This is a genomic window from Pseudarthrobacter siccitolerans, assembly GCF_030823375.1.
In the GTDB taxonomy this organism is placed as follows: Bacteria; Actinomycetota; Actinomycetes; order Actinomycetales; family Micrococcaceae; genus Arthrobacter; species Arthrobacter siccitolerans_A.
This window is the reverse complement of sequence record NZ_JAUSXB010000001.1, coordinates 4,036,340-4,059,839: the sequence shown is the minus strand read 5'-3', so window position 1 is coordinate 4,059,839 and position 23,500 is coordinate 4,036,340. Positions and strand designations below refer to the sequence as shown.

Annotated in this window: 22 protein-coding genes and 1 riboswitch; of the genes, 7 read left to right on the top strand and 15 right to left on the bottom strand. The window is 65.3% G+C overall.

Features of this window, described 5'->3' with window-relative positions:
• Positions 1 to 58: 58 nt before the first annotated feature.
• The 12 genes from QFZ36_RS18940 to glyA all read right to left on the bottom strand — a co-directional run bounded on the left by QFZ36_RS18940 (position 59) and on the right by glyA (position 10,744).
• Positions 59 to 760, bottom strand: coding sequence for a 2'-5' RNA ligase family protein (locus QFZ36_RS18940; RefSeq protein WP_306638620.1), 702 nt, complete (start codon positions 758 to 760; stop codon positions 59 to 61).
• Positions 761 to 764: 4 nt separating this feature from the next.
• Positions 765 to 1,808: a tryptophan--tRNA ligase gene (gene trpS, locus QFZ36_RS18935; RefSeq protein ID WP_306638618.1), complete on the bottom strand. Its 1,044-nt coding sequence runs from the start codon at positions 1,806 to 1,808 to the stop codon at positions 765 to 767.
• A gap of 22 nt (positions 1,809 to 1,830) precedes the next feature.
• The gene (locus tag QFZ36_RS18930; RefSeq protein WP_306638616.1) at positions 1,831 to 2,664 is read right to left on the bottom strand and encodes an exodeoxyribonuclease III; all 834 of its coding nucleotides are present in this window, start codon (positions 2,662 to 2,664) and stop codon (positions 1,831 to 1,833) included.
• A 10-nt stretch (positions 2,665 to 2,674) separates the two neighbouring features.
• The gene (locus QFZ36_RS18925; protein ID WP_306638614.1) at positions 2,675 to 3,232 is read right to left on the bottom strand and encodes a hypothetical protein; all 558 of its coding nucleotides are present in this window, start codon (positions 3,230 to 3,232) and stop codon (positions 2,675 to 2,677) included.
• Positions 3,233 to 3,372: 140 nt separating this feature from the next.
• On the bottom strand, positions 3,373 to 4,206 hold the full coding sequence (locus QFZ36_RS18920) for an ABC transporter permease (RefSeq protein ID WP_306638612.1): 834 nt from the start codon (positions 4,204 to 4,206) through the stop codon (positions 3,373 to 3,375).
• Complete coding sequence (locus QFZ36_RS18915; protein ID WP_306639277.1) at positions 4,203 to 5,048, bottom strand: ABC transporter permease; 846 nt, start codon at positions 5,046 to 5,048, stop codon at positions 4,203 to 4,205. The genes QFZ36_RS18920 and QFZ36_RS18915 overlap by 4 nt, the downstream gene beginning before the upstream one ends.
• Before the next feature lie 28 nt (positions 5,049 to 5,076).
• The gene (locus tag QFZ36_RS18910) at positions 5,077 to 6,006 is read right to left on the bottom strand and encodes an ABC transporter ATP-binding protein (RefSeq protein WP_306639276.1); all 930 of its coding nucleotides are present in this window, start codon (positions 6,004 to 6,006) and stop codon (positions 5,077 to 5,079) included.
• Positions 6,007 to 6,155: 149 nt separating this feature from the next.
• Positions 6,156 to 6,458: an SHOCT domain-containing protein gene (locus QFZ36_RS18905; RefSeq protein WP_306638610.1), complete on the bottom strand. Its 303-nt coding sequence runs from the start codon at positions 6,456 to 6,458 to the stop codon at positions 6,156 to 6,158.
• Positions 6,459 to 6,592: 134 nt separating this feature from the next.
• Entirely contained in the window at positions 6,593 to 7,261 is a 669-nt protein-coding gene (locus QFZ36_RS18900) for a response regulator (RefSeq protein WP_306638608.1), read from the bottom strand.
• A complete protein-coding gene (locus QFZ36_RS18895; protein ID WP_306638606.1) occupies positions 7,258 to 8,424 on the bottom strand; it encodes a sensor histidine kinase in 1,167 nt (388 codons plus the stop codon). The genes QFZ36_RS18900 and QFZ36_RS18895 overlap by 4 nt, the downstream gene beginning before the upstream one ends.
• A 115-nt stretch (positions 8,425 to 8,539) precedes the next feature.
• On the bottom strand, positions 8,540 to 9,442 hold the full coding sequence (locus QFZ36_RS18890; protein ID WP_306638604.1) for a bifunctional methylenetetrahydrofolate dehydrogenase/methenyltetrahydrofolate cyclohydrolase: 903 nt from the start codon (positions 9,440 to 9,442) through the stop codon (positions 8,540 to 8,542).
• A gap of 3 nt (positions 9,443 to 9,445) precedes the next feature.
• Positions 9,446 to 10,744 carry a serine hydroxymethyltransferase gene (gene glyA / locus QFZ36_RS18885; RefSeq protein ID WP_306638602.1) on the bottom strand — a complete coding sequence of 433 codons (1,299 nt, stop codon included), beginning with the start codon at positions 10,742 to 10,744 and terminating at the stop codon, positions 9,446 to 9,448.
• A gap of 143 nt (positions 10,745 to 10,887) precedes the next feature.
• Positions 10,888 to 10,973, bottom strand: a riboswitch (ZMP/ZTP riboswitch).
• A 43-nt stretch (positions 10,974 to 11,016) separates the two neighbouring features.
• Here glyA and purU point away from each other — a divergent pair.
• The 3 genes from purU (at position 11,017) to QFZ36_RS18870 (ending at position 13,228) form a co-directional block, all read left to right on the top strand.
• Positions 11,017 to 11,877 carry a formyltetrahydrofolate deformylase gene (gene purU / locus QFZ36_RS18880; protein ID WP_306638600.1) on the top strand — a complete coding sequence of 287 codons (861 nt, stop codon included), beginning with the start codon at positions 11,017 to 11,019 and terminating at the stop codon, positions 11,875 to 11,877.
• 69 nt (positions 11,878 to 11,946) lie between these two features.
• Positions 11,947 to 12,624, top strand: a complete 678-nt coding sequence (locus QFZ36_RS18875; RefSeq protein WP_306638598.1) for a class I SAM-dependent methyltransferase — start codon at positions 11,947 to 11,949, stop codon at positions 12,622 to 12,624.
• 85 nt (positions 12,625 to 12,709) lie between these two features.
• The gene (locus QFZ36_RS18870) at positions 12,710 to 13,228 is read left to right on the top strand and encodes a gamma carbonic anhydrase family protein (protein WP_306638596.1); all 519 of its coding nucleotides are present in this window, start codon (positions 12,710 to 12,712) and stop codon (positions 13,226 to 13,228) included.
• Here QFZ36_RS18870 and QFZ36_RS18865 read toward each other — a convergent pair.
• Positions 13,225 to 14,964: a flavin monoamine oxidase family protein gene (locus QFZ36_RS18865; protein ID WP_306638594.1), complete on the bottom strand. Its 1,740-nt coding sequence runs from the start codon at positions 14,962 to 14,964 to the stop codon at positions 13,225 to 13,227. The genes QFZ36_RS18870 and QFZ36_RS18865 overlap by 4 nt on opposite strands.
• Complete coding sequence (locus tag QFZ36_RS18860) at positions 14,961 to 16,499, bottom strand: amino acid permease (protein WP_306638592.1); 1,539 nt, start codon at positions 16,497 to 16,499, stop codon at positions 14,961 to 14,963. The genes QFZ36_RS18865 and QFZ36_RS18860 overlap by 4 nt, the downstream gene beginning before the upstream one ends.
• Positions 16,500 to 16,608: 109 nt before the next feature.
• Between QFZ36_RS18860 and QFZ36_RS18855 the strand changes: the two genes are divergently transcribed.
• A complete protein-coding gene (locus QFZ36_RS18855; protein ID WP_306638590.1) occupies positions 16,609 to 18,261 on the top strand; it encodes a PucR family transcriptional regulator in 1,653 nt (550 codons plus the stop codon).
• Here the strand turns inward: QFZ36_RS18855 and QFZ36_RS18850 are convergent.
• Positions 18,240 to 19,034 (bottom strand): nitrilase-related carbon-nitrogen hydrolase, encoded by a 795-nt coding sequence (locus tag QFZ36_RS18850; RefSeq protein ID WP_306639275.1) that lies wholly within the window; start codon positions 19,032 to 19,034, stop codon positions 18,240 to 18,242. The genes QFZ36_RS18855 and QFZ36_RS18850 overlap by 22 nt on opposite strands.
• 203 nt (positions 19,035 to 19,237) lie before the next feature.
• Between QFZ36_RS18850 and QFZ36_RS18845 the strand changes: the two genes are divergently transcribed.
• The 3 genes from QFZ36_RS18845 (at position 19,238) to mmsB (ending at position 23,454) form a co-directional block, all read left to right on the top strand.
• Positions 19,238 to 20,428, top strand: coding sequence for an ROK family transcriptional regulator (locus tag QFZ36_RS18845; protein WP_306638588.1), 1,191 nt, complete (start codon positions 19,238 to 19,240; stop codon positions 20,426 to 20,428).
• A 131-nt stretch (positions 20,429 to 20,559) separates the two neighbouring features.
• A complete protein-coding gene (mmsA, locus tag QFZ36_RS18840) occupies positions 20,560 to 22,146 on the top strand; it encodes a multiple monosaccharide ABC transporter ATP-binding protein (RefSeq protein WP_306638587.1) in 1,587 nt (528 codons plus the stop codon).
• Between the two features lie 18 nt (positions 22,147 to 22,164).
• Positions 22,165 to 23,454: a multiple monosaccharide ABC transporter permease gene (gene mmsB, locus QFZ36_RS18835; protein ID WP_306638586.1), complete on the top strand. Its 1,290-nt coding sequence runs from the start codon at positions 22,165 to 22,167 to the stop codon at positions 23,452 to 23,454.
• The last annotated feature ends 46 nt before the right edge of the window (positions 23,455 to 23,500 follow it).

Sequence of the window (23,500 nt, the reverse complement as noted above, 5' to 3'; positions counted from 1 at the left end):
CCGCTTCTGGATAACGGCAAGCTTCAGCTGGGCCTGTTCGGTGGGAAGGGGCTGTTGTTCAGCCTGTTTCGGATGCTGTGTCCGCGGCGGCGTCCGTGAATCGGGTGCCGGCGTCGTTGTCAGTTTCGGTCCCAAAATCCAGCTCTTCCCGTAGCTGCCAGATGCCGTCCGCATCGTGCTCGTAGAGTCCCATGCTAACCACGGGGAAAGTGGCTCTGTAGCTTTTCAGTACCGTTTCGGCTTCATCGAGGCTTTCCGGGGCGACGTCGTGGGCGATGGTGACGTGCGGGTGGTAGGCGAAGGGCAGTTCCCGCTGGAGGGGACCCTGCTGGAGCTTTTCGTGCAGGTCCACGCAGGCCTCGAAGCCTTCCTTCACGTTGATGAAGACCACCGGCGACACGGGCCGGAACGTTCCGGTGCCGGCGATGGTGACCATAAAAGGGCTTTGCCGGCGCGCGACGTCCCGCACGTGTTCCAGGGTGGCCTCCCAGTCCTGCGTAGGCGTGGTGGTCACCAGCGTGATGTGTGCCGGTACCAGGTCTGCGAGGGGATCACCGAAGGAAGCACGCCAGCGCTGCAGCTCCTCAGCCACCTCCGGCGGGAAGCCCAGGATGACCCCTACGCTGATGTCTTCCGTCCGGGACGGCCCGTGTCCGGCCGCACCTGAGTCCTCCGCTGGGTCGCCTTGGGGGTTACCGGGCCTTCCCGCTGCCTGAGTGGAGCGGGAGCCTTCCCTTGCGGTGACTTTGCTGGATGGCATGGCGCTAGCGGACTCCTGCGAGGGAGAAGGACGGGAGGAAGCCCATGCGCTCATACACCTGGCCAAGGGTCACGGATGCGATGTCCCGGGCACGCTCGGCGCCGTGGGCCAGCAGCCGGTCCAGTTCCGCGGGGTCCGCCATCAGCTCGTTGGTGCGGTCGCGCAGCGGCGTGACGAACTCCACCACCACCTCCGCCAGGTCCACCTTGAGGTGGCCGTACATCTTGCCCTGGTACTCGGCTTCGAGCTCCGCTACCGACTTGCCGGTGAGGGAGGAGTAGATGGTCAGCAGGTTCGAGATGCCCGGCTTTTCCTCCTGGTCGAACCGGATGTCCGTGCCGGCATCGGTCACGGCGGACTTGATGCGCTTGGCCGCAATCTTGGGGTCTTCGAGCAGCTGGATGGCCCCGTTGGGAGACTCGCCGGTCTTGGACATCTTGGCGCTGGGATTCTGGAGATCGTAGATCTTGGCGCTTTCCTTCACGATGGTGGCTTCCGGGACCGTGAAGGTGGCTCCGAACTTCGCGTTGAACCGCTGGGCCAGGTTCCGGGTCAGCTCCAGGTGCTGGCGCTGGTCCTCCCCCACGGGCACGAGGTCGGTCTGGTACAGCAGGATGTCCGCCGCCATCAGGGTGGGGTACGCGAACAGTCCCAGGGTGGCGGCGTCGGCGCCGGACTTCTGGGTCTTGTCCTTGAACTGCGTCATCCGGGACGCTTCACCGAAGCCGGTGATGCAGTTCAGCGCCCAGGCCAGCTGCGCGTGTTCGGGCACGTGGGACTGGACAAAGAAGATGCTCTTGTCAGGGTCAATGCCAGCTGCGATGTACTGGGCTGCCACAATGCGCGTCCGCTTTGCGAGTTCGGCAGGGTCAAAGTCCACGGTGATGGCGTGCAGGTCCGGAATGAAGAACACAGCATCGTACTCGGCCTGCATGTCCACCCAGTTGCGGACGGCGCCGATGTAGTTACCCAGGTGCAGGGAGTCCGCGGTGGGCTTGGCACCGGAGAGGATGCGCTTCTTGGGGGCAGGAAAAGTCTGGCTAGTCATGGGGGAGGAAACCTTCGGGGGGTTAGAGCTGGTAGTCCACTACGAGCGGGGCATGGTCGGAGAAGCGGGTGTCCCACGAGGCTGCCCGGTCAACCACCGCCGAGATCGCGGCAGAAGCCAGTTCCGGGGTGGCCAGGTGGTAGTCGATCCGCCAGCCGGTGTCGTTGTCGAACGCCTTTCCGCGCTGCGACCACCAGGTGTAGGGCCCGTCAACGTCGCCGGCAAGGTTGCGGTGGACGTCCTGCCAGCCGATCTCCTCGCCGAGGAAGTGGTCGAAATACGCCCGTTCCTCCGGAAGGTGGCCCGCCTTCCTGACGTTGGCCTTCGAGTTCCGGATGTCCCGGGGTTTGTGGGCCACGTTGAGGTCGCCGACCACCAGGGCATGGTCGCTGTGCTTGGTCAATTCAGGCAGGCGGGTGCTCATCACGTCCAGGAACCGGAACTTGTCATCCTGCTTGGGGGTGCCTACCTCGCCGGAGTGGACGTAGGCGCTGGCGACGGTGAGCTGGACAGGGTGTCCGGCTGCATCGGCGAAGCGGAAATCGGCTTCCACCCAGCGGCCCGCCGCGGCGAAGTAGTCGTCGCCGATGCCATTCCTGGTTTCGAGCGGTTCCTCGCGTGAAGCGATGGCGACGCCGGCCCGGCCTTTGGCTTCTGCCTCGGCGTGCAGGATGTGCCAGCCTTCGCCCAGCAACTGCCGGACGACGGCGTCGGGAGCGCGGACTTCCTGGAGGCAGAGGATGTCCACTTCGCGCGGCTCCAGCCACGCCGCCATACCGTTCTTGAAGGCAGCCCGAAGGCCGTTGACGTTAACGGATGCGATGCGAAGGTGGTCCTTCTTCAATGCCGAGCTCACCCGCTCCACTCTAGTCGATGATGGTTCCGGCAACCGGCTCTCCGCCGCCGGAGGACTTGATCATGTCCCGGGCGTTCGTGGCGGTGATCTCGATGGTTTCCAGGGCCCGGTTGATGGTGTCCTGGTTGGCGGCAGCACCCTTGGCGCGCTCTTCTTCCACTACCCGTATCTGCACCTGGACGATCTTGAAGGAGTGGTCCAGCTTGAGGTCGCGGACCTCCTCCGCCTGGCTACGCTCGGCAACAACCCTGGTACCGCCCTGGTCGGCTGCGGCGTACGGGCCCCGCCCCGCAGCGGTGGTGAAGGCGTTCTGGGCTTCCGTCAGCTTTGCTCCGGCTTTCTTGGCCGCCTTCTGGATGCTGAAGACCACGAAGGACGCAAGGGCCAGCCAGAAGAAGGCGATGACGGCAACTACCCAGCCCACGACGTCGTTCTGGTTCGCTGCAAAGATCACGGCCACCACGAACGCGGTGACGAGGACCATCAGTCCCGGCCCGCTGATGCGGAACATGGAGAATCCGCCCCTGGCGGGTTTGGAGGATGATTTGGAGCTGCCCAGAGATTGCATGCACCCATTCTCTCAAACGCCCGTGGATGCTCCCGCCGCCTTCCACCTCCGGCGAACTCCCACTCCTCCCAAGTAGGTAGCGCGAAGTGTCCTTTTGGAGCCTCAAAAGGACACTTAGCGCTACTTAGTTGGGTGGGGGCTCACTTGAGGAAGAGCTGGCGCAGCCGCAGGGTGGTGAGCAGCGTGCCGGCCGCCGTCATCACCAGGTAGTAGCCGATGTGGATGGGCGTGGCCGTCGTGAACGTGCCCACGCTGATCTGCCGCAGCAGTTCCACGCCGTGCCACAGCGGCATGGCCTGGATGAGCCACTGGATGGCCTGCGGGTACACGCTCAGCGGGTAGAACGTGGCACTGAACAGGAACATGGGCAGCATGATGAAGTTGATCCAGTCCATCTGCTGGAACGTCTTCAGGAAGCTGGTGATGCCCATCCCGATGCTGGCAAACCCGAACGCGATCAGCACCGAGGCGGGGATCATCAGGAGAGCCCATGGGGTGGTGATCAGCCCCATCACACCCATCACTGCCGTGAAGCCCAGGGCGTAGAGGAGCCCGCGCAGCAGGGCCAGAAAGATCTCGCCCAGTGCCACATCGAGCGGGCCAAGCGAGGTGTACAGCATGCCCTGGTAGAGCTTCGCGAAGTTCATCTTGAAGAACACGTTCCAGGTGGAGTCGTAGACAGCACCATTCATGGCGGAGACGGCCAGCAGGGCCGGGGCGATGTACGCGGCATAGCTGACGACGCCGCCGCCGGGGCCCTGCACCGGACCCACGATCGCCCCGAGCCCCACTCCCATGGAGATCAAAAACAGGACGGGTTCAAAGAATCCGGAGAGCATTACCAGCCAGTTGGTGCTCTTCGTCGCCAGCAGTCCGCGCGAAATCACAGCCCTGGCGTTGCCCGAATACAACGCCCCGAAAGTCCTGGCGCGGGCCTCGTCAGCGGCGCTCTTCACGGGCACCCCGGTACTCACCGGCCCATCCTCAACGCAAACTGGCGGCGGGTGAGGAACCAGCCCACCACCGCCAGGCCCACCAGCACCGCGGCATGCAGGAGGGTCAGCAACGCCGGTTCCTGGTACCCGTAGCTGAAGACGCGCCCCAGTTCAGTGCCGTGCCAGATCGGGGAAATCCAGCCAATCCACCGGACCGCCAGCGGCAGCGAGTCCAGCGGAAAGAAAGTTCCCGAGAACAGGAACAGCGGCATCACGATGAACCGCATCACCAGCGCGAACTGGCCCTTGTCCTCGGTGATCGAAGCCGAATAGGCCATCAGCGGCAAACCAAAGGAAAGCGCCGCCAGCGTGGCCACCAGGATGGTCACCCACCCCAACCCGCCGGGCGCGGCACCAAAAAGGGCCACAGCAGCAAAATAAATGGCCGACTGCAGCAGGAACCGCAGGCTCACCGCCATGATGTGCCCGGCCGCGATCTGTTGGGGCGTCAGCGGCGAGGCGTGCGGGCCGTAGTAGGTCCGGCGCCATTTGAAGCCGCCCATCACCGGGAACGTGAATTCGTTGGCTGCGGTCATCACCGCCGCGGAAACCAGCAGGGCGGGCGCCACGAACGTCACGTACCCCACTCCCCCGAAGGCTCCCGCGCCGTGCGCATCAACGAGGGTGGCAAGGCCAACGCCCATGGCGAACAGGTACGCCACGGGGTGGCCCACGCTGTACATCACCAGGGACCAGCTGTACCCCTTCATCACCCGGAGCACATGCTCCGCGTAGTAGAAAGAGCCCCACCGCCGCGCCTTCGCCGCTGCTACGGCAGGGCCATGGGCGACGGGAAGCCTGCGGGCGGGTGCGCCCGTCAACCCCGCCTGCTGAGCCGACCCGGTCTTCTCAGTCAACGAGGCTCCTGCCCGTCAGGCGGAGGAACACGTCTTCCAGCGAGGACCTGCGGACCAGCGATGTCAGTGGCCTCAGGCCGCGGGACGCCACCTGCTCCAAGGCGGACTCGCCGTCGTGCGCGTAGATCAGCACACGGTCCGGCAGGACCTCCAGCCGCTCCCCGATGCCGTCCAGCTCGCCGGCGATGGTGGTGTTCCGCTCGGAACCGAAGCGCAGCTCCACCACCTCCCGCGTGGAGTGCTCCCGGATCAACTGCGCCGGTGACCCCTCGGCCATGATGCGGCCCTTGTCCACTACGATGAGCCGGTCGCAGAGCTGCTCAGCCTCATCCATGTAATGGGTGGTGAGGATCAGCGTGACGCCCTGCTCCTTGAGCCGGAAGAGGCGGTCCCAGAGGATGTGCCGGGCCTGCGGATCCACGCCGGTGGTGGGTTCGTCCAGCAGCAGGATCCGCGGTTCGTTGATGAGCGACCGGGCGATGGTAAGCCGGCGCTTCATGCCGCCCGACAGTGCGTCCACCTTGGACTTCGCTTTGTCGGTCAGCTGCGCGAATTCGAGCAGTTCGTCGGCCTTTGGTTTGAGGTAGCTCATGAGCAGGCCGAAGTACCGGCCGTACACCAGGAGGTTGTCGCGGACCCGGAGTTCCTCGTCCAGGTTGTCCTGCTGTGGCACCACTCCCAGGTGGGCGCGCACTTCCGGTCCGTGCGAATCCGGGTCAAGGCCCATGATGTGGAGGTTGCCGGAGGTGCGGCTGGTGACCCCGCCGATCATCTTCATGGTGGTGGACTTGCCGGCGCCGTTGGGGCCCAGCAGGCCAAAGGATTCCCCCGCGGCGACGCTGAAGGAAATTCCGTCCACGGCCGCCACGTCGCCGTACTTTTTGGTCAGGCCTTCCGCCGTTATCACTGCCTGCTGCTTCATCGGGCTGCCGGCTGACGCACTGGAGGACAGGATGGCTTCATTGTGCACTTCAGCAGACTAGTGGAGCACCAGGGAATGCGGAAGATGCGGGCGTGAACGCTCACAACGTGTGCTCCCCGTGAAGCAGCCCCACCCGGCGGTGATGCCGCCTAACGCGGCTGATCAGAGCGCAAGACTTTCAACCGCGCCCTATATTCCGTCTCGTCGATCTCGCCGCGGGCATAGCGCTCCCGGAGGACACCTTCACCGCCCTGGGCGGCGGCCCATCGGTGGTTCCCCCGCCACGTACGACGACCTACGAAAATCAACAGCCCGATGACCAGGATCCAGAACAGCGGAAACAGCAGGAACAGCGGCCAGTAGCCGCCGTCGCCCCACGGTCCATGCGCGACGACGCCGGCCGGCACTTGCGCGGCTGCGGTACCGATGACGGTGCTCAATGATGTCAACATGTCACTTCCAAACTCTCGACAAGCCGTATCTCGGCTCTGCTTCCAGTCTGGTTCGGGCCCGCAAAAGTTTCGTCCGACGCCGGGAGGCTCTTCGGGCATGCCTGCCTACTCCCCCGGGAGACGGCCCCGGTCCGTCAGTTACTCCAGCCCGGCCGCACCAGGCCTGATTCGTAGGCGAGGACCACCAACTGGGCCCGGTCACGGACCAGGAGCTTGGTCATGATGCGCGAAACATGCGTCTTGGCGGTGAGCGGCGTGATGAACAGCCGCTGGGCGATCTCTGCGTTGTTCAGGCCTTCACCCACCAACTGCAGGACCTCGCGTTCCCGCTCTGTGATCTGCTCCAACCGGACATCCGATGGTGCCGCGGCCGTCGGCTGCATGGCCAGCTGGGCCATGATGCGGCGGGTGACGGACGGTGACAGCAAAGCATCGCCGTCGTGCACCACGCGCACCGCCCGGAGCAGCTCTTCCGGTTCCGTGTCCTTGACCAAAAACCCCGCGGCACCGGCTCGCACCGCCTCCGCAATGTACTCGTCCAGTTCGAAGGTGGTCAGGATAATCACCCGGGTTCCCGCCAGATCCTTCGCGGCCATGATCTGCCTGGTGGCCTCCAGGCCGTCCCCGTCCGGCATCCGGATGTCCATCAGCGCCACGTCGGGATGCTCCAGCCGTGCAAGCTGCACGGCGTCCCGGCCGGTTCCGCACTCGGCCACCACAGCCATGTCCGGCTCGGCGCTCAGCAGAGCCCGGAAACCCGCCCTGATGAGGGTCTGGTCGTCAGCCAGCAGGATGCGGATCATGGGCGGGCCGCCGTTTCCCAAGGTCCGGCGGGCACCGGCAGGACAGACCGGACCCGCCAGCCAGGACGGAGCGCCGTGACTTCAAGGGTCCCGCCCAAGCCGGCCGCCCGTTCCCGCATCCCCGTCACGCCGTTCCCTTCGGGCACCCCGGTGGCGCCAGCGCCGTCGTCGTCAATTGTCACGGAAAGCAGACCGCCGGCATTGCCCGCGCCTGCCGCGCCGGCAGTCTCCAGGGCCAGGACGACGGCGGCCTTCCGCGCCCAGGAGTGGCGCACCACATTCGTGAGGGACTCCTGCACGATCCGGTAAGCAGCTTCCTGGACGGGCCCGGGAAGCTGCGTCTGGACCGGAAGGTCCAGGTCCAGCCGGACGTCGATGCCGGCCCGGCGTGCATGGTCCACGAGCTCCTGGACCCGGCCGATGGTCAGCGGCGAAGGACTCAGTGGGGCGTCGTCGCGGAGGACTCCCAGGAGTTGCCGGATCTCAGCCAGGGATTCCTTGCTCGCTGTCTTGATCGCCAGCAGGGCCGGACGGAACTGCTCCGGGTCCTTCTCACCGAGATGCAGGGCCACGGAGGCACGGACGTTGATGAGCGAGAGCGAATGCGCCACGACGTCGTGTATGTCCCGCGCCAGCGTGAGCCGGTACTCGTCGCGGGCTGCCTGCTCCCGGGCTTCGTGCTGCCGCCTCCTTTCTGCCACCCGCTCAGTGCGAAGCCGGACTCCCTCCCCCAGCAGCACGAGGATTGCCAGCCACGACGTTGCGGCAAAGGCCCGGACGAGCGAGGCTTCGTCCCCCTGCTGAAGCGACACCGCCACCAGCACGGCCGCACACACGCCGGCCACGCCCCACGTCTGCCAGCGCTTGCCCGCGGCGGCCGAGAACACAATGGCGAGGGCCAGTGACAGGAAAATGGGACCCCATGCGTACCCCATCGCCAGGTAGGCGCCCACGGCCGCCGCCGTCACGGGAAGCATGACCAGCGGGGCACGCCGACGGAGGGACAATGCCGCAGGCCCCAGAAGCAGCAGGGCGACCGCGAGGGCATCCACCGGACGGTGGTCCGGCTGCCGCGCCGAGGCGAAAACGGTGCCGACAATCTGGAAGACGGCCACTGCCACAACAATGAAGGCGGTGGGCGGTCCCCGGAAACGGCGCTGCATAGTTCGAGCCTAGCCGCGGCAGCCTTCACCGTCGTCGGCTTAAAGGCTGCTTAAGGGGCAGGGCGCCTACTCCGGCTGGAGTACGCGCCCTGCCCTTGGCTCCATGGCTGCCTCTTTACGCCTGTGCCGCCTGGCGCTCCGCGGCTTCCACCACGTTGGTCATCAGCAGTGCCACGGTCATCGGACCCACGCCGCCGGGATTCGGCGAGATCCAGCCAGCCACCTCGGCGGCGGCAGGCTCGATGTCGCCGTGAACCTTGCTCTTGCCCGTCTCGGGGTCCGTCTCGCGGGTTACACCGACATCGAGCAGGGCCGCGCCCGGCTTCACGTCCGCGGCCTTGACGATGTGCTTGACACCCGCGGCGCCCACGATGACGTCCGCCTGCCGCAGCAGCTCGGACATGTTGGTGGTGCCGGTGTGGGTCAACGTCACCGTAGCGTTGATTTCGCGCCGGGTCAGCAGCAGCCCGATGGACCGGCCGATGGTCACACCGCGCCCAACCACCACCACGTGCTTGCCCTTGAGGTCGTAGTTGTTGCGCAGGAGCAACTCGATGACGCCACGCGGTGTGCACGGCAGCGGGGAGGTGATCTTGCCGTTGACGTTGAGCACCAACCGGCCAAGGTTGGTGGGGTGCAGGCCGTCGGCGTCCTTGTCGGGGTTGATCCGTTCCAGGATGGCGTCGGTGTCCAGGTGCTTGGGGAGCGGCAGCTGCACAATATAGCCGTGGCAGGTGGGGTCCGCATTGAGTTCGTCAATGAGGGCCTCAACCTGTTCCTGGGTGGCATCCCCGGGAAGCTCACGCTGGATCGAGTTCATCCCGATCTCCTCGGACTGCCTGTGCTTCATGGACACATACAGTTGGGAGGCGGGGTCCGCGCCCACCAGCACCGTGGCGATGCCGGGGGTGATCCCACGGGCCTTCAAGGCCGCCACACGCTCGGTCAGTTCGGCCTTGATGGCCGCAGCTGCTGCCCGTCCGTCCAGGATCCGGGCAGTCTTGGTTGCTTCAGTCATGGATCACCACTGCTCGTGCTGCGGGTACAGCGGGAAGTCGGCGGCGAGCTTGTCCACGCGGGCCTGCAGGGACTCGACGTCCGCGCTGGTGCCGGCCTTCAGCGCGGTGGCGATGATCTCGGCCACCTCCGTGAACTCGGCGGCACCGAAGCCGCGGGTGGCCAGGGCCGGGGTGCCGATGCGCAGGCCGGAGGTGACCATCGGGGGGCGGGGGTCGAACGGAACGGCGTTGCGGTTGACGGTGATGCCCACGGAGTGCAGGAGGTCTTCCGCCTGCTGGCCGTCCAGCTGGGAGTTGCGCAGGTCAACCAGGACCAGGTGCACATCGGTACCGCCGGTCAGGACGGAGACGCCGGCTTCGGCGACGTCGGCCTGGTTGAGGCGGTCAGCGATGATCTTGGCACCTTCCAGGACGCGCTCCTGGCGCTCCTTGAATTCCTCGGTGCCGGCGATCTTGAAGGCCACGGCCTTGGCTGCGATCACGTGCATGAGCGGGCCGCCCTGCTGGCCCGGGAACACGTTGGAGTTCAGCTTCTTGGCCCACTCCTGCTTGGCCAGGATCACGCCGGAGCGCGGACCGGCGAGGGTCTTATGCACGGTGGAGGTGACGACGTCGGAGTACGGCACCGGGCTCGGGTGCAGGCCGGCGGCCACCAGGCCTGCGAAGTGCGCCATGTCGGTCCACAGCAGTGCGCCCACCTCGTCCGCGATGGAGCGGAAGGCGGCGAAGTCCAGGTGGCGCGGGTAGGCGGACCAGCCGGCGATGATGACCTGCGGCTTTTCGGCGATGGCCTGCTCGCGGAGCTTGTCCATGTCGACGCGGAAGTTGTCTTCCTCAACCTGGTAGGCAGCCACGTTGTAGAGCTTGCCGGAGAAGTTCAGCTTCATGCCGTGCGTCAGGTGGCCGCCGTGGGCCAGGGACAGGCCCAGGATCTTGTCGCCCGGGGTGATCATGGCGGACAGTGCGGCAGCGTTGGCCTGCGCACCGGAGTGCGGCTGGACGTTGGCGTATTCGGCGCCGAAGAGGGCCTTGACCCTGTCAATGGCCAGCTGCTCGGCAACGTCAACGTATTCGCAGCCGCCGTAGTAGCGGCGGCCCGGGTAACCCTCGGCGTACTTGTTGGTGAGGACGGAGCCCTGGGCCTCCATCACGGCGCGGGGGGCGAAGTTTTCGGAGGCAATCATTTCCAGGGTGCCGCGCTGGCGGCCGAGCTCCTGGTCCAGGACTGCTGCGATTTCAGGGTCAAGCTCAGCCAGCGGCTGGTTGCTGACGGCGATGGTTGAGGTGGCTGTAGTAGTCACGAAGAACTCCTGGCTAGGGATACGGGCACTGCTTAGGTCAGGCTACCGGCTGGCGCACTTTCATACCCTCTTGATGACAGGCATGACAGTGCGGGCATGGCGCTGCTGTACTGACGGGGCAGCCCCAATTCCGGCAAGACATGACCCTCGGCCCAGGCGTACGATCCGTGGTCTTCGTGATTGCCGCTCCCTGGTGGTTAGCCACCCAACGCCAGTTGCGACCTCCCCAGCGTACCAAATCCCGGCCCCGCTGCGCGGGTAGGCTTGTACGCGTGAGTGAAGAGCAGCTGAACCAAGCGTACGTAGTAACCCTGTCCTGCCCGGACCGCCCGGGAATCGTCCACGCTGTGGCCGGCGCCCTGCTGGTGGCGGGGTGCAATATTACGGATTCGCAGCAGTACGGCAGCCCCGCCACGGGCAACTTCTTTATGCGCGTAGAGGTCACGACGGCGGCCCCTGCCTCCGCGCTTCGGGCCGCCTTGGAACCGGTGGCCGGCGCCTTCGGGATGGAGTGGAGCCTCAACGCGGTGGGACAGAAGGTCCGCACTCTGGTGATGGCCAGCACCTCCGCCCATTGCCTCAACGACCTGCTGTTCCAGCAGCGCTCAGGCACGCTCCCCATTGACATCCCCGCCATTGTCTCCAATCACCAGGACCTTGCCGGGCTGGCCGAGTTCTACGGCATCCCGTTCCACTACATTCCCGTCACCAAAGACACGAAGGACCAGGCTGAGGACAAGCTCCGCGCCATCATCGCCGAGCACAGCATCGAACTGACCGTCCTGGCCCGTTACATGCAGATCCTTTCCGACGAACTCTGCACGGATCTCACCGGCAAGGCCATCAACATCCACCACTCGTTCCTGCCCTCCTTCAAGGGAGCCAAGCCGTACCACCAGGCCCACGCCCGCGGCGTGAAGCTGATTGGGGCCACGGCCCACTACGTGACGGCGGCCCTGGACGAGGGCCCCATCATCGAGCAGGAAGTCATCCGCGTGGACCATGCCCGCACCCCGGAGCAGTTCGTGCAGATGGGCCGCGACGTGGAAGGCCGCACGCTGGTCCAGGCGGTGCAGTGGCACGCGGAGCACCGGGTGCTGCTGGATGGCAACCGCACTGTCGTCTTTAACTAATACGGCTGTCTTCAACTCAGGAGACGTCCTGCCCTTGGGCCCGGCCTGCCCTGGCCCTAGGCTGGTGTTATGCAGGGCATTCCGGAGTCCGCGGATCACGAGGCCGACCTTGCCGTGTTCTATGACCGCCACGCCTCATTGCCCAACATCCGGCCCGCCACGCACCACCGAGTCGAATGCCGCGAATGGTTTATCCGGCTGCTAAAGGATGAACACCGGCACTCAGTGTTCGAACTCGGGTGCGGCACCGGTGAAGAGGGCCTGGAGTTCGTCCGCGCCGGCCTGCATTACTGCGGCGTTGACCTGTCCGGCGAGAGCGTCCGCCTGGCGCGGGCCAAAGGCCTTGACGTCAGTGTGGCCAGCGGCCGGAGCCTGCCCTTCCCGGAGCGTTCCTTCTCCGCAGCCTGGTCGATGAGCACCCTCCTGCACGTGCCCAACAGCCGGATCCACGACGTCGTCAGCGAACTGGTGCGGGTCAGTGCACCGGGAGCGCCTATCGCCGTCGGACTCTGGTCCGGGAACGATGAGGAAGTCCTGAACCCTGAAGACCGCGAGGAGCCCCGCCGGTTCTTCAGCAGGCGCAGCGACGACGCCCTCCAGCGGATTTTCGGCCTGCACGGCGAAGTCGAGCACTTCCAGACGTGGCCGGAGGGAACCGGTGCCGAGTCGGGCCCGGGAGCCGGGCACTGGACCCAGCACTACCAGTTCCTGGTCCTGCGCATCCCGGCGCTTCCTGAACCCAACTAGGTAGCGCTAAGTGTCGCTTTGGAGGGTCAAAACGACACTTAGCGCTACCTGGTTGGCCCGGACAGGGATGTCCTAGGCTTGGGCCATGGCTCCTCTCTACCCTTTCGCCGGGAACGCCCCGGCCGTCCACGATTCCGCCTTTGTTGCCCCCACAGCCTCGATCATCGGCAACGCCACCCTGGCCGCGGACGCCAGCGCCTTCTACGGCGTCTCCGTCCGCGCTGATACCGCCGCCATTTCGGTGGGTGCCGGCAGCAACCTGCAGGACAACGTGGTGCTGCACGCGGACCCCGGGTTCCCCTGCACAGTGGGTGAACGCGTCAGTGTGGGTCACGCCGCCGTCGTCCATGGCTGCACGGTGGAGGACGACTGCCTGATCGGCATGGGGGCAACAGTACTTAACGGCGCGGTGATCGGCGCCGGCTCGCTTGTGGCAGCCGGCGCCGTGGTGCTGGAGGGCACGGTCGTCCCGCCCCGCTCGCTGGTGGCGGGCGTCCCGGGCAAGGTGCGCCGCGAACTCACCGACGAGGAGTACGACGGCGTCCGGGCCAACGCGACGCGCTACGTGGAGCTCGCCCGGGCGCACCGGGAATTGCACGCTTAGTCGAGGCTGATCGGCCCCATCTCGTCCAGGAGTTCCCCCGGTCCGGGGTTGCCGGGAGCTGAAGCACCGCCGAGGTGGTTCACCACTCCCCAGACTGCGTTCAGGCCGGTAGTGACGGCGCCTTCGGCCCAGCCGGCGGTGAAGGAAACGTCGTCGCCGGCCAGGAAGATGCCTCGTTGTGATGCGGGCAGCTTGTCCTGCTTGAAGTGGGTGAACAGCCGCTGCTGATAGCGGTAGTGCCCCGGAAGATTGGCCTTGAAGGCGCCCATGAAGTTGGGGTCCGCCTCCCAGGAGACCGTGATGGGCTGGCCCACGATGTGGCCGGCGATGTCCACCCCGGGATAGATCTGCTCCAGCGAATGCAGCATCAGCTCCACGCGTTCGTCCGCGTCCAGCGCCAGCCACTTCAGCGCGTCGTCGTTCCAGGTGTAGGAGAGCAGGATGACGGCGGGCTGGTCCGGTCCGTTGTCCAGCAGGTAGGTGGCGCGGTTGAGGCGGTCCGTGAGGGTCATCGAGAGCACCTCGTTGCCGGTGTCCGGGTCGATGTCCTTCCAGAACGGCCGGTCCACCATCACAAAAGTCTTCGAGGACTGCATGTAGTGCGAGCGCTCAATGGCCGTCCAGAGCTCCGCCGGGAACAGGGCCTCCTCGGTATGGATCCGAGTGGACAGGAGCCAGGACTGGCAGGTGGTCACCACGGCCGGGTAGCTGGCCTCGCGGCCCCAGCGTTCGCGGATCCGCAGGTTTCCGTCCGGGTCGCGGCTGATCCTGCCCACTGCGCCGCGGGGCGAGCCGGAGTGCAGCGATGCCAGTGAGGTTCCTTCCGGCCAGTGGGCCATGCCCGACGGCGCGTGCTGCCACAGTGCCTCGGGCAGTCGCTGCGCTCCCCCGCTGATGAGCCGGTGCTGGTCGTCGGCGTCCGTGTACACCACACGAAGGATTTCCAGGATGGAGTTGGGGAAGTCGGTGTCCCAGCCGCCGGTGCCGAAGCCCACCTGGCCGAAGGCTTCCCGGTGGGCGAACCCCGCCTTCTTGAAGGAGTCGCTGGCGGCGATGAAACCGTAGAAGGTCTGCTCGTCCATCAGCGGCAGCAGGTCGTTCCATAATTCCTTGATCCGGGCGGTGTCCCTGGCACGGATGGCCTGCTGCATCTCGACGAACTTGGCCCCGTCATTAACCGCCGCCTTCCAGGCATCCGCCACTTCGCGGAAGAACGGCGGCAGGTCGCTGGGCTTCTCCGCGTAGTGTTTTTGGCCCGCCAGCTCAATCACGGTGCTGGACGTTGCCGGGGACAGCGGGTTGGGAAACTCCTCGGTTTCCAGGCCCAGGAGATCAACGTAGTGGTAGAACGCCTTGCCGGATTCCGGGAAGCGCATGCCGCCGAGGTCGGCGACGACGCCCGGCGCGGCAGGGAAGGAGGCAGTGCGCAAGCGTCCGCCGATCCGGTCCGCTTCGTACACCACCGGGCGCAGCCCCAGCTTCATCAGCTCATAAGCCGTTACCAGGCCCGAAAGACCTGCCCCGATGACGGCCACCTCCGTGCCCAGCAGTTCGGGCGGCACGGACCCCAGTCCGTCGGGGTGGGCGAGGTAGTGGTCGTAACTGAACGGGAAGTCCGGGTTCAGCATGGTGATGGGGCCCGCTGCGGCTCCCCCGGCAGCCGGGACCGCGTGCGCGGCCGGGGCGGCTGAGATGCTGGACGGGTCGGAGGCCGGCAGTTCGGTGGCGATGGTCATGGAAGTTCTGCCTTCGTCGGTTCTGGGGTTTGCATAGTTGAAAGTTTCGGTCCGGACAGCCCGCGGTATTCCTCACTGCTCAGGGCCGCCACCCGGGAGTTGCGGCGTCCATAGCCAAAGTACGCCGCAACGCCCACCAGCATCCAGAGGGCGAAGACCACCCAGGTATCAGCACTGAGGTTCGCCATCAGGTAGGCGCACATCGCAGCGCCGAGGATGGGGGTCAGCGGGAACAGGGGCACCCGGAAGGTGCGGTCCAGCTCAGGCCTGGTGCGACGGAGGTAGATCACGGCGACGTTCACCAGGGCGAACGCAAAAAGCGTGCCGATGCTGGTGGCGTCCGCGAGGGCGCCCAGCGGCACCAGCCCGGCGGTAAGCGCGACGGCGGTTCCCACCAGGAGAGTACCGGCCACCGGGGTGCCGGTCCGGCGGGAGACGCGGCCAAAGACCTGGGGAATGAGCCCGTCACGGGACATGGACAGAAGGATGCGGGTTTGCCCGTAGAGCACAGTGAGGACGATGCTCGCGATGGCCAGCACTGCGCCCACCGCGAAGACCAGGGCGATCCACGGCTGGCCGGTGGTCTCCTCGAGGATCTTCACCAGGGCAGCCTCGGTACCGTCGAACCAGCCCCACGGCCGGGCTCCAATGGCGGCCACTGCAACCAGGACGTAGATGGTGGTGACGATCAGCATGGACAGCAGGATGGCCTTGGGCAGGTCGCGCTTGGGGTTGCGGGCCTCTTCGCCCGCCGTGGAGGCGGCGTCAAAACCGATGTAGGAGAAGAACACCCGGGAGGCGGCGGCCGAGACACCGGCGGCGCCCATGGGCAGCAGCGGTTCGAAGTTCCCGGCATTGAACGCGGTGAAGGCCACCGCGCAGAAGAACAACAGGATGCCCACCTTCACCACCACGATCGCGGTGTTGATCCAGGCGCTCTCCTTGGCGCCGCGGACCAGGAGGATCATAGCGAGTACCACGATCACCATGGCAGGAATGTTGACCACGCCGCCGTCGCCGGGCGGCTGTGAGACGGCGTCGGGAAGGACCACCCCGAACACCGCCAGGGCTTCATTCACGTACTGCCCCGCCCCCACCGCGACTGCGGCCACGGACACCGCATATTCCAATACCAGGCACCAGCCGCAGATCCATGCCATTCCTTCGCCCATGGTGGCGTACGTGTAGGAGTAGCTGGAGCCGGCCACGGGTACCAGCCCCGCCATCTCCGCGTAGGACACCGCGGACAGGAGCGCGGCCAGGCCGGCGATGGCGAAGGAAATCCAGATGGCCGGGCCGGCCAGCGGTACGGATTCGCCCAGAATCACCAGGATGCCCGTTCCCAGGGTGGCGCCCACGGAGATCATGGTCAGCTGGAGGACACCGAAGCTGCGGACCAGCCGCGGGCCGCCGCTGGCGCTCTCCGCCTCGCTGACCATTTGCGCGATGGGCTTCCGGCGCAGGAGTTGGGCGCCCAGAGCGGGACGGGCGGCCGGCCCGGCCGTGGTCCGTCCGGAGAGTGTAGGCACAGTCATCGTTGACGTCCGTTCTTTTCGTTGGCTGCTTGAACTGGTTTTCCCCTCAACCACAGTAGGGCTGTGAGCCGCATCTCATGCAGTGCAAAGTGACCTATAGTGATCATCCATGAGACGTAATGCACCAGCCGCGGACGGCAGCCCGGATCAGTTTGACGCTGTCACGCTGGGACAGTTCCTCGACGCGCTCCCGGCAGCGGTGACATTAGTCCACGACGCCGGCAACCGCCATGTGCCCCTGCGCTGGGTGGAGCCAAGCGAGTTGGAGGACCCCACCCCCTACCTGCTCGACGGTGAATTTGTCCTCACCGCGGGCCTGCCGTTCCGTGGGGATGGGAAAGGTGACGGCAACGGAGGCATGGACAAGGGCGGCGGTAAGGCCCGGGCCGAGGAGTATGTCCGCCGGCTCGTCAACGCAGGAGTGGCGGCGCTGGGCTTCGGCCTTCAGCCCTATTACGACGGCGTGCCGGAGCACGTGCTGGCAGCTTGCCGGCGGCAGGGACTCACCCTGGTGGAGGTCCCGGCCAGCGTGCCCTTTGCCGCGCTGGGGCTGGAGTTCTCCAAACTGCTCGAGTCCGGGAATGCGCAGGTCTTCCGGCAACTCGCGGAGACCAACCGCCACCTGATGCGGGCGGTCCTCTCGGCCCGGCCGGAGCATGAACTGCTGGCGGCACTGACGCAGCGGGTGCCGGTGTGGGCGGTCCTTTTCGGCGCGGACGGGCGCGTGCGCGCCCGGGCGGGTGCCGCCGTCGAACCGGCCCAGCTGCAGCCCCTCCTGAAGAAACTCGTTACCGGCAGCGGACCCCGGGTGGAAACCGAAACGTTCGATGCCCCCGGCTCGGCACAGGTATTCGGCCACCCCCTGCGGAGCAGCAAGGACGCAACCCTGGGCAGCCTGGTGCTGGGCGCGGACAAGTCACTGACGCCGGCGCAAAACAGTGTGGTCTCTTCCGTGGTGGGACTCCTGGAACTGCTGGTCCGCCAACGCACCAGCGGGTCGCTCGCCCCGAGCCAGCTCGCCACCGCCCTGTTGCTCCACCCCGAAACACTGGCGGGGGGCAACACCAGGCAGCTGAACGGGCTGAAGGATCTGTTGGCGCAAAGCGTAGCGGGAACGCGTTCCGGCCACGTCCGGGTGGTGCAGGGAATGCGGGCAGCGGATGCCCCTGCTGCCGACGACGGGCCGGTCCGGGAACTGCTGCAGTGGCGGCGGCTGTTCGACAGCAAGATGGTGGAGCTGACCGACTACGGCTTCACGGCCGTGACCCGGCTGAAGGTGGATGACCAGCTGGTGGCCGAGGTGGAACAGCTGGGGTGGCGCCTGGTGGTGGGTGAGCCGGCGGAGCTCCCGGGCCTGGCGGAGGCCTACCGCAGCGCCTCGTCGCTGCGGCCCCGGGTCATCGCCGCGGGCAAAAGCGTGCGCGAGGCGGAGGTGACATGGTCCGTCACCGGCCTGCTCGGCAGGGAAGCCGGCACCATGCTGGCAGCAAGGCTCCTGGCGCCCGTGCTTGAGCTGGAGCCCGAACGCCGCGACGGACAGCTCCGGGTCCTCCGGTCCTGGCTGGCGGCGAACGGAAGCTGGGACGCCACGGCGAAGGAGCTGGGCCTGCACCGGAACAGCGTGCGCCGGCAAATCAATGCCATCGCTGAATTGCTGGACATGGACCTGGGCCAGGCCCAGTCCCGTGCCGAGCTATGGATCGCACTCCAGTACGAAGAGGCCCTGCTGGCCGGGAATGCTCAGGAGTCCCAGGAACGGTAGATCTCCGGCCGCCGTTCGGCGAGGTAGGGCACTTCATCGCGGGCCCGTGCAGCGGACCCTTCATCCACCTCGGCATACAGGAGTTGGAGTTCTTCCCCGGCCGCTGCCAGCAATTTGCCGTCCGGCCCTGCAATCACGCTGCCGCCGAGGAACCGGCACCCCTCTTCGACGCCGGAGTGGTTGGCGTAGGCAATGGTCACCTGGCTTTCCAGCGCCCGGGCCCGCAGCAGCACCTGGGGAACGTCGTCGAACCCATGGGCCAGCGCGGTGGGAACCAGGAGCAGTTCGGCACCGGCGACGGCAGCGGCCCGGACCGCCTCAGGGAATTCGACGTCATAGCAGATCACCATGGAGGTGGGGATTCCATTGAAATCCACGACGGCGGGAGGTCGGGCGGCGGGACTGAAAGCGGCCCGTTCCTCGCGGCCAAAGAGATGCACCTTGTCATAGGTGAGCACGCTGGTCCCCCCGGCATCAAGCAGGGTGGCACTGATATGCCACTCCCCCTCCGGGGTGATCCGGGGAAGGCTGTACACCAGGCCAATCCGATGGCGCCGGGCGATGCCCGCGAGCTTCGCGCGAAGCTCCGGCAGGCCGGCGGGGTCCAGTTCCGCACGGACCCGACGGGGGGCATAGCCGGTGGGAAAGAGTTCCGGGGTCAGCAAAATCGCCGCACCGGCTGCGGCAGCCGCCCCTGCGGCCGCATCGATGGCGGCCAGGTTGGCATCCTCATCCATCACAACAGCGTTTGCCTGCAGGAGTGCCAGCAACACTGCGGCCACCTTCCTTCGTCGGAACGGCCAACGTTAAGAGGCCTGACTTCAGACTAACCAGCGTACTTGGACGTTCTGCGGGCCATTTGCACCGATTCTTCCCCTCGAGGGGGCAGATCATCCTGTTCTCAGCATCGGCGCCTGCGAGCCTCATTGCGTTAACTTCTTGACTACAAGACTGCGGATGGGGCAATCTTCTAAGCATGCCCGCAACATCGCGCTCAACGAGGAGCAAGCCTAAGAATCCCGGCTCCCAATCGGCCCTGAGGCAACTGAACCAGCAACGCATCATCGAGTCGCTGATGGGGGGCCCTTCCACGCAGGCGGAACTGGCCAGGCAGACCGGGTTGTCCACGGCAACAGTTTCGAACATCGTCAAGATCATGCTCGATTCCGGCATGGCATCCACCGAACCCATCACAAGTTCGGGCCGGCGCGCGCTGAATGTCAGGCTCAACAGCAACGGGGCGGTGGCGGTTGGAATCGACTTCGGCCGAAGGCATCTCCGGGTGGTCCTGGCCTCGCTCAGCTACCACGTCATCGCTGAGGAATCGGTTGCCCTGCCGCTCGGCCACCAGGCCGAGGAAGGCATCCAGGCCGCCGTGGTCCTGCTCGAGAAACTCTTGCAGGAAAGCGGTATAGCGCGCACCGCAGTGGTGGGCGCCGGCGTCGGGATTCCCGGCCCCATTGACCGGCGTTCCGGCACCGTGGCCCAAGGGGCGATCCTGCCCGAATGGGTGGGCATCAACATCCTTCAGCATCTGGAGGAGCGGCTCAATATCCCCGTGTTTATTGACAATGACGCCAATCTTGGCGCCTGGTCGGAGGTCACCTGGGGCCAGCACACCGGGGTCAGCAACCTGATGTTCCTGAAAATCGGATCGGGCATCGGAGCGGGCCTTATCCTGAACGGCGCGCCCTATTACGGCAACGTGGGAATTACCGGTGAGATCGGTCATGCCACCATCCACGAACAAGGGCTGGTATGCCGCTGCGGAAACCGCGGCTGCCTTGAAACGATCGCTTCCACCACAACCATGATCGAGCTCCTGAGCCGGGGCGAAGACCGGCCGTTGACCCCAGCCGATATCGTCCGGAAGGCCCTGGCCCGCGACTCGGCCACGCTCCGGGTGCTCGATGACGCAGGGCTGGCCGTCGGGCGCGCGCTGGGCAACGTCGCCAACCTGATCAACCCCGAGGTCATCGTGGTGGGCGGGCCACTGGCAGGTCTTGGCGACCTCCTCCTGGACCCCATCAGGAGGGGACTGGTCAGGCATGCCGTGCCGGTGATTGGCGAGAGCACAACCTTGACCATGTCCTCCCTCGGCGACCGCGCGGAAGCCCTCGGAGCAGCCGCCCTGGTGTTCCAGCACGCGGGAATCCGGAAGACCTAGACCATTTCGTTATCCCGCGATTGCGTTAAAGACTTGACGACAACAGAGGTGATCCAGTTTACTTTTGGATCAGACGGCCCTGCGCTTTGCCGGCCGGACAAAGAAGTCATTGCATTGGAGGGTTAGGGTTCATGACGTCCCAGACCACGCAAACGGAACCGATCATCCTCGAGATGCGGTCCATCACCAAGGAATTCCCTGGCGTCAAAGCCTTGTCGGACGTGAGCCTGCGGGTGAAGGCCGGTGAAATCCACGCAATCTGCGGTGAGAACGGGGCCGGCAAGTCCACCCTCATGAAGGTCCTCTCCGGCGTGTACCCGTACGGCAGCTACGACGGCGACATCGTCTATCAGGGCCAGGTCCAGCAGTTCCGGGACATCCGGGCCAGCGAACATGCCGGCATTGTGATCATCCACCAGGAACTCGCCCTGATCCCCGAACTGTCCATCATGGAGAACATCTTCCTGGGCAACGAGCCTGCGAAGCGCGGAGTGATCAACTGGGGAGAAGCACGCAAACGGACCATTGAGCTTCTGGCCCGTGTGGGCCTGCGGGAAGAACCGGACACCCCTGTCAAGGAAATCGGCGTGGGCAAGCAGCAGCTGGTTGAAATCGCGAAGGCCCTGAACAAGTCCGTAAAGCTGCTCATCCTGGACGAGCCCACTGCTGCCCTGAATGAATCCGACTCCCAGCACCTGCTGGACCTGATGCTCGGGCTCAAGGCCAAAGGCATCACCTCGATCATCATTTCCCACAAGCTCAACGAAATCGAACAGATCGCCGACGAGATCACCATCATCCGCGACGGAAAATCGGTCGAAACCCTCAACATCGTGGCGGACGGCGTTGACGAGGACCGCATCATCAAGGGAATGGTGGGCCGCTCGCTCGAATCGCGCTTCCCGGAGCACACCCCCCAGATTGGCGAGGTGTTCTTCGAAGTCCGCAACTGGACCGTCGGCCACCCGCAGGTCCCCGACCGACTGGTGTGCAAAAATTCCGCTTTTACAGTGCGCCGCGGCGAGATTGTCGGATTCGCCGGGCTCATGGGCGCAGGCCGCACGGAACTTGTCCGTTCCATTTTTGGCCGTTCCTACGGAAACTTCATCTCCGGACAGATCTTCATGGACGGCAAGGAACTCCACATCCGGAACGTGCCGCAGGCAATCAAAGCGGGGCTCGCCTACGTCACTGAAGACCGCAAAAGCCTCGGACTGAACCTGCTGGACGACATCAAGACCACCACGGTCGCGGCGAACCTCAAGGCCATCACCAAGGGACTCGTCGTGGACAAGCGGCGGGAGTTTACGGTGGCCGAGGGATACCGCAAGAGCCTGCGCACCAAAGCGCCAACCGTGAACGAAGGAGTGGCCAAGCTCTCGGGCGGAAACCAGCAGAAAGTTGTGCTGGCCAAGTGGATGTTCACCGACCCTGAACTCCTCATTCTCGACGAACCCACGCGAGGCATCGATGTGGGCGCCAAATACGAGATCTATGGCATCATCCAGCAACTGGCCGCCCAGGGTAAGGGCGTCATCGTCATCTCGTCGGAACTTCCCGAGCTGCTAGGCCTCTCGGACCGGATCTACACCATCTTTGAAGGTTCCATCACGGGCGTCCTCGACAAGGAACAGGCCACCCAGGAAAGCCTGATGCGCCTCATGACTTCAGACCCGCGTGCGGGTGCCAACGCCGCCCCCACTGCACAAAACGCCTAAGCCGAGAACGGAACAATTATGAATGCATTAAAGAGAATTTTCGGCGGTGACACCCGCCAGTTCGGCATGATCATTGCCCTCGTGGCGCTGGTGCTGTTCTTCCAAATATTCACCGGCGGAAAAGTCCTGACACCGACGAACATGATCAACCTGTTCAACGGAAACTCCTACATCCTTGTCCTGGCCATCGGCATGGTCCTTGTCATCATTGCGGGCCACATCGACCTTTCCGTTGGCTCCGTTGCGGCCGCGGTGGGCATCGTGGTGGCCATAGCCATGCGCGACTGGGGCATCCCCTGGTATCTCGGCATCCTCCTGGGCTTGGTGCTGGGTGCCGCCATTGGGGCGTGGCAAGGCTTCTGGGTGGCATACGTGGGCATTCCGGCCTTCATTGTCACGTTGGCCGGAATGCTGCTTTTCCGCGGTGCCAACCAGTTCGTCGGAAAGTCCCTGACGGTTCCCGTACCCGATGAATTCCGTGTCATGGGCGCAGGCTTCCTGCCGGAGATCGGCGACTTCGCCCGCTATAACGCCCCTACTGTAATCCTCGGCTTCCTGCTGATCGCCGTCGTGGTGTTCCTGGAGTTCCGCAGCCGCCGCATCGAAGCCCGTACCGGCGCCACTCCTGATCCCCTGTGGATCCCGGTGACCCGGCTCGTGCTGCTGGCCGGCGCAGTCCTGTACGTCACCTGGCTCTTCTCAACAGGACGCTACGGAACCTCGTTCCCTGTCTCGGGCCTGATCCTGGTGGGCCTGGTTGCCGTCTACGTCTTCATCACCAGCAAGACAGTCCTCGGCCGCCACGTCTATGCCGTGGGTGGCAACCGGCATGCCGCTGAGTTGTCCGGTGTGCAGTCGAAGAAAGTCAACTTCCTGGTCATGATGAACATGTCCATCCTTGCCGCACTGGCCGGCATGATGTTCGTTGCACGTTCAACCAGCTCCGGCCCCGCGGACGGCGTCGGTTGGGAACTGGATGCCATTGCAGCAGTCTTCATCGGCGGCGCGGCAGTGAGCGGCGGCGTTGGAACGGTCATCGGCTCGATCGTCGGCGGCCTGGTCATGGCCGTGCTCAACAACGGCCTGCAGCTGCTCAGCGTCGGCTCCGACATGCAATCCATCATCAAGGGTCTGGTGCTCCTGATCGCTGTGGCCATCGATGTCTATAACAAGAGCCAGGGCCGGCGGTCCATCATCGGGATGCTGACGAACGGACTGCGTTCGAACCAGCCAGCCACCGCGCAAAAGGAGACTGTCAAGACCTCAGAGATCATCACTCCCGCCGAACCAGCAGAGTCACCTAAATAGACCGCGACGGCGGCCGGTCAAGCCGGTCGCCTTTGGACCAGAAAGA

Coding starts and splice junctions, on each gene's coding strand:
- QFZ36_RS18940 (WP_306638620.1), bottom strand. CDS start 760: ATGCCATCCAGCAAAGTCACCGCAAGGGAAGGCTCCCGCTCCACTCAG.
- trpS (WP_306638618.1), bottom strand. CDS start 1,808: ATGACTAGCCAGACTTTTCCTGCCCCCAAGAAGCGCATCCTCTCCGGT.
- QFZ36_RS18925 (WP_306638614.1), bottom strand. CDS start 3,232: ATGCAATCTCTGGGCAGCTCCAAATCATCCTCCAAACCCGCCAGGGGC.
- QFZ36_RS18910 (WP_306639276.1), bottom strand. CDS start 6,006: ATGAAGCAGCAGGCAGTGATAACGGCGGAAGGCCTGACCAAAAAGTAC.
- QFZ36_RS18905 (WP_306638610.1), bottom strand. CDS start 6,458: ATGTTGACATCATTGAGCACCGTCATCGGTACCGCAGCCGCGCAAGTG.
- QFZ36_RS18900 (WP_306638608.1), bottom strand. CDS start 7,261: ATGATCCGCATCCTGCTGGCTGACGACCAGACCCTCATCAGGGCGGGT.
- QFZ36_RS18895 (WP_306638606.1), bottom strand. CDS start 8,424: ATGCAGCGCCGTTTCCGGGGACCGCCCACCGCCTTCATTGTTGTGGCA.
- QFZ36_RS18890 (WP_306638604.1), bottom strand. CDS start 9,442: ATGACTGAAGCAACCAAGACTGCCCGGATCCTGGACGGACGGGCAGCA.
- QFZ36_RS18875 (WP_306638598.1), top strand. CDS start 11,947: ATGCAGGGCATTCCGGAGTCCGCGGATCACGAGGCCGACCTTGCCGTG.
- QFZ36_RS18870 (WP_306638596.1), top strand. CDS start 12,710: ATGGCTCCTCTCTACCCTTTCGCCGGGAACGCCCCGGCCGTCCACGAT.
- QFZ36_RS18865 (WP_306638594.1), bottom strand. CDS start 14,964: ATGACCATCGCCACCGAACTGCCGGCCTCCGACCCGTCCAGCATCTCA.
- QFZ36_RS18860 (WP_306638592.1), bottom strand. CDS start 16,499: ATGACTGTGCCTACACTCTCCGGACGGACCACGGCCGGGCCGGCCGCC.
- QFZ36_RS18855 (WP_306638590.1), top strand. CDS start 16,609: ATGAGACGTAATGCACCAGCCGCGGACGGCAGCCCGGATCAGTTTGAC.
- QFZ36_RS18845 (WP_306638588.1), top strand. CDS start 19,238: ATGCCCGCAACATCGCGCTCAACGAGGAGCAAGCCTAAGAATCCCGGC.
- mmsA (WP_306638587.1), top strand. CDS start 20,560: ATGACGTCCCAGACCACGCAAACGGAACCGATCATCCTCGAGATGCGG.
- mmsB (WP_306638586.1), top strand. CDS start 22,165: ATGAATGCATTAAAGAGAATTTTCGGCGGTGACACCCGCCAGTTCGGC.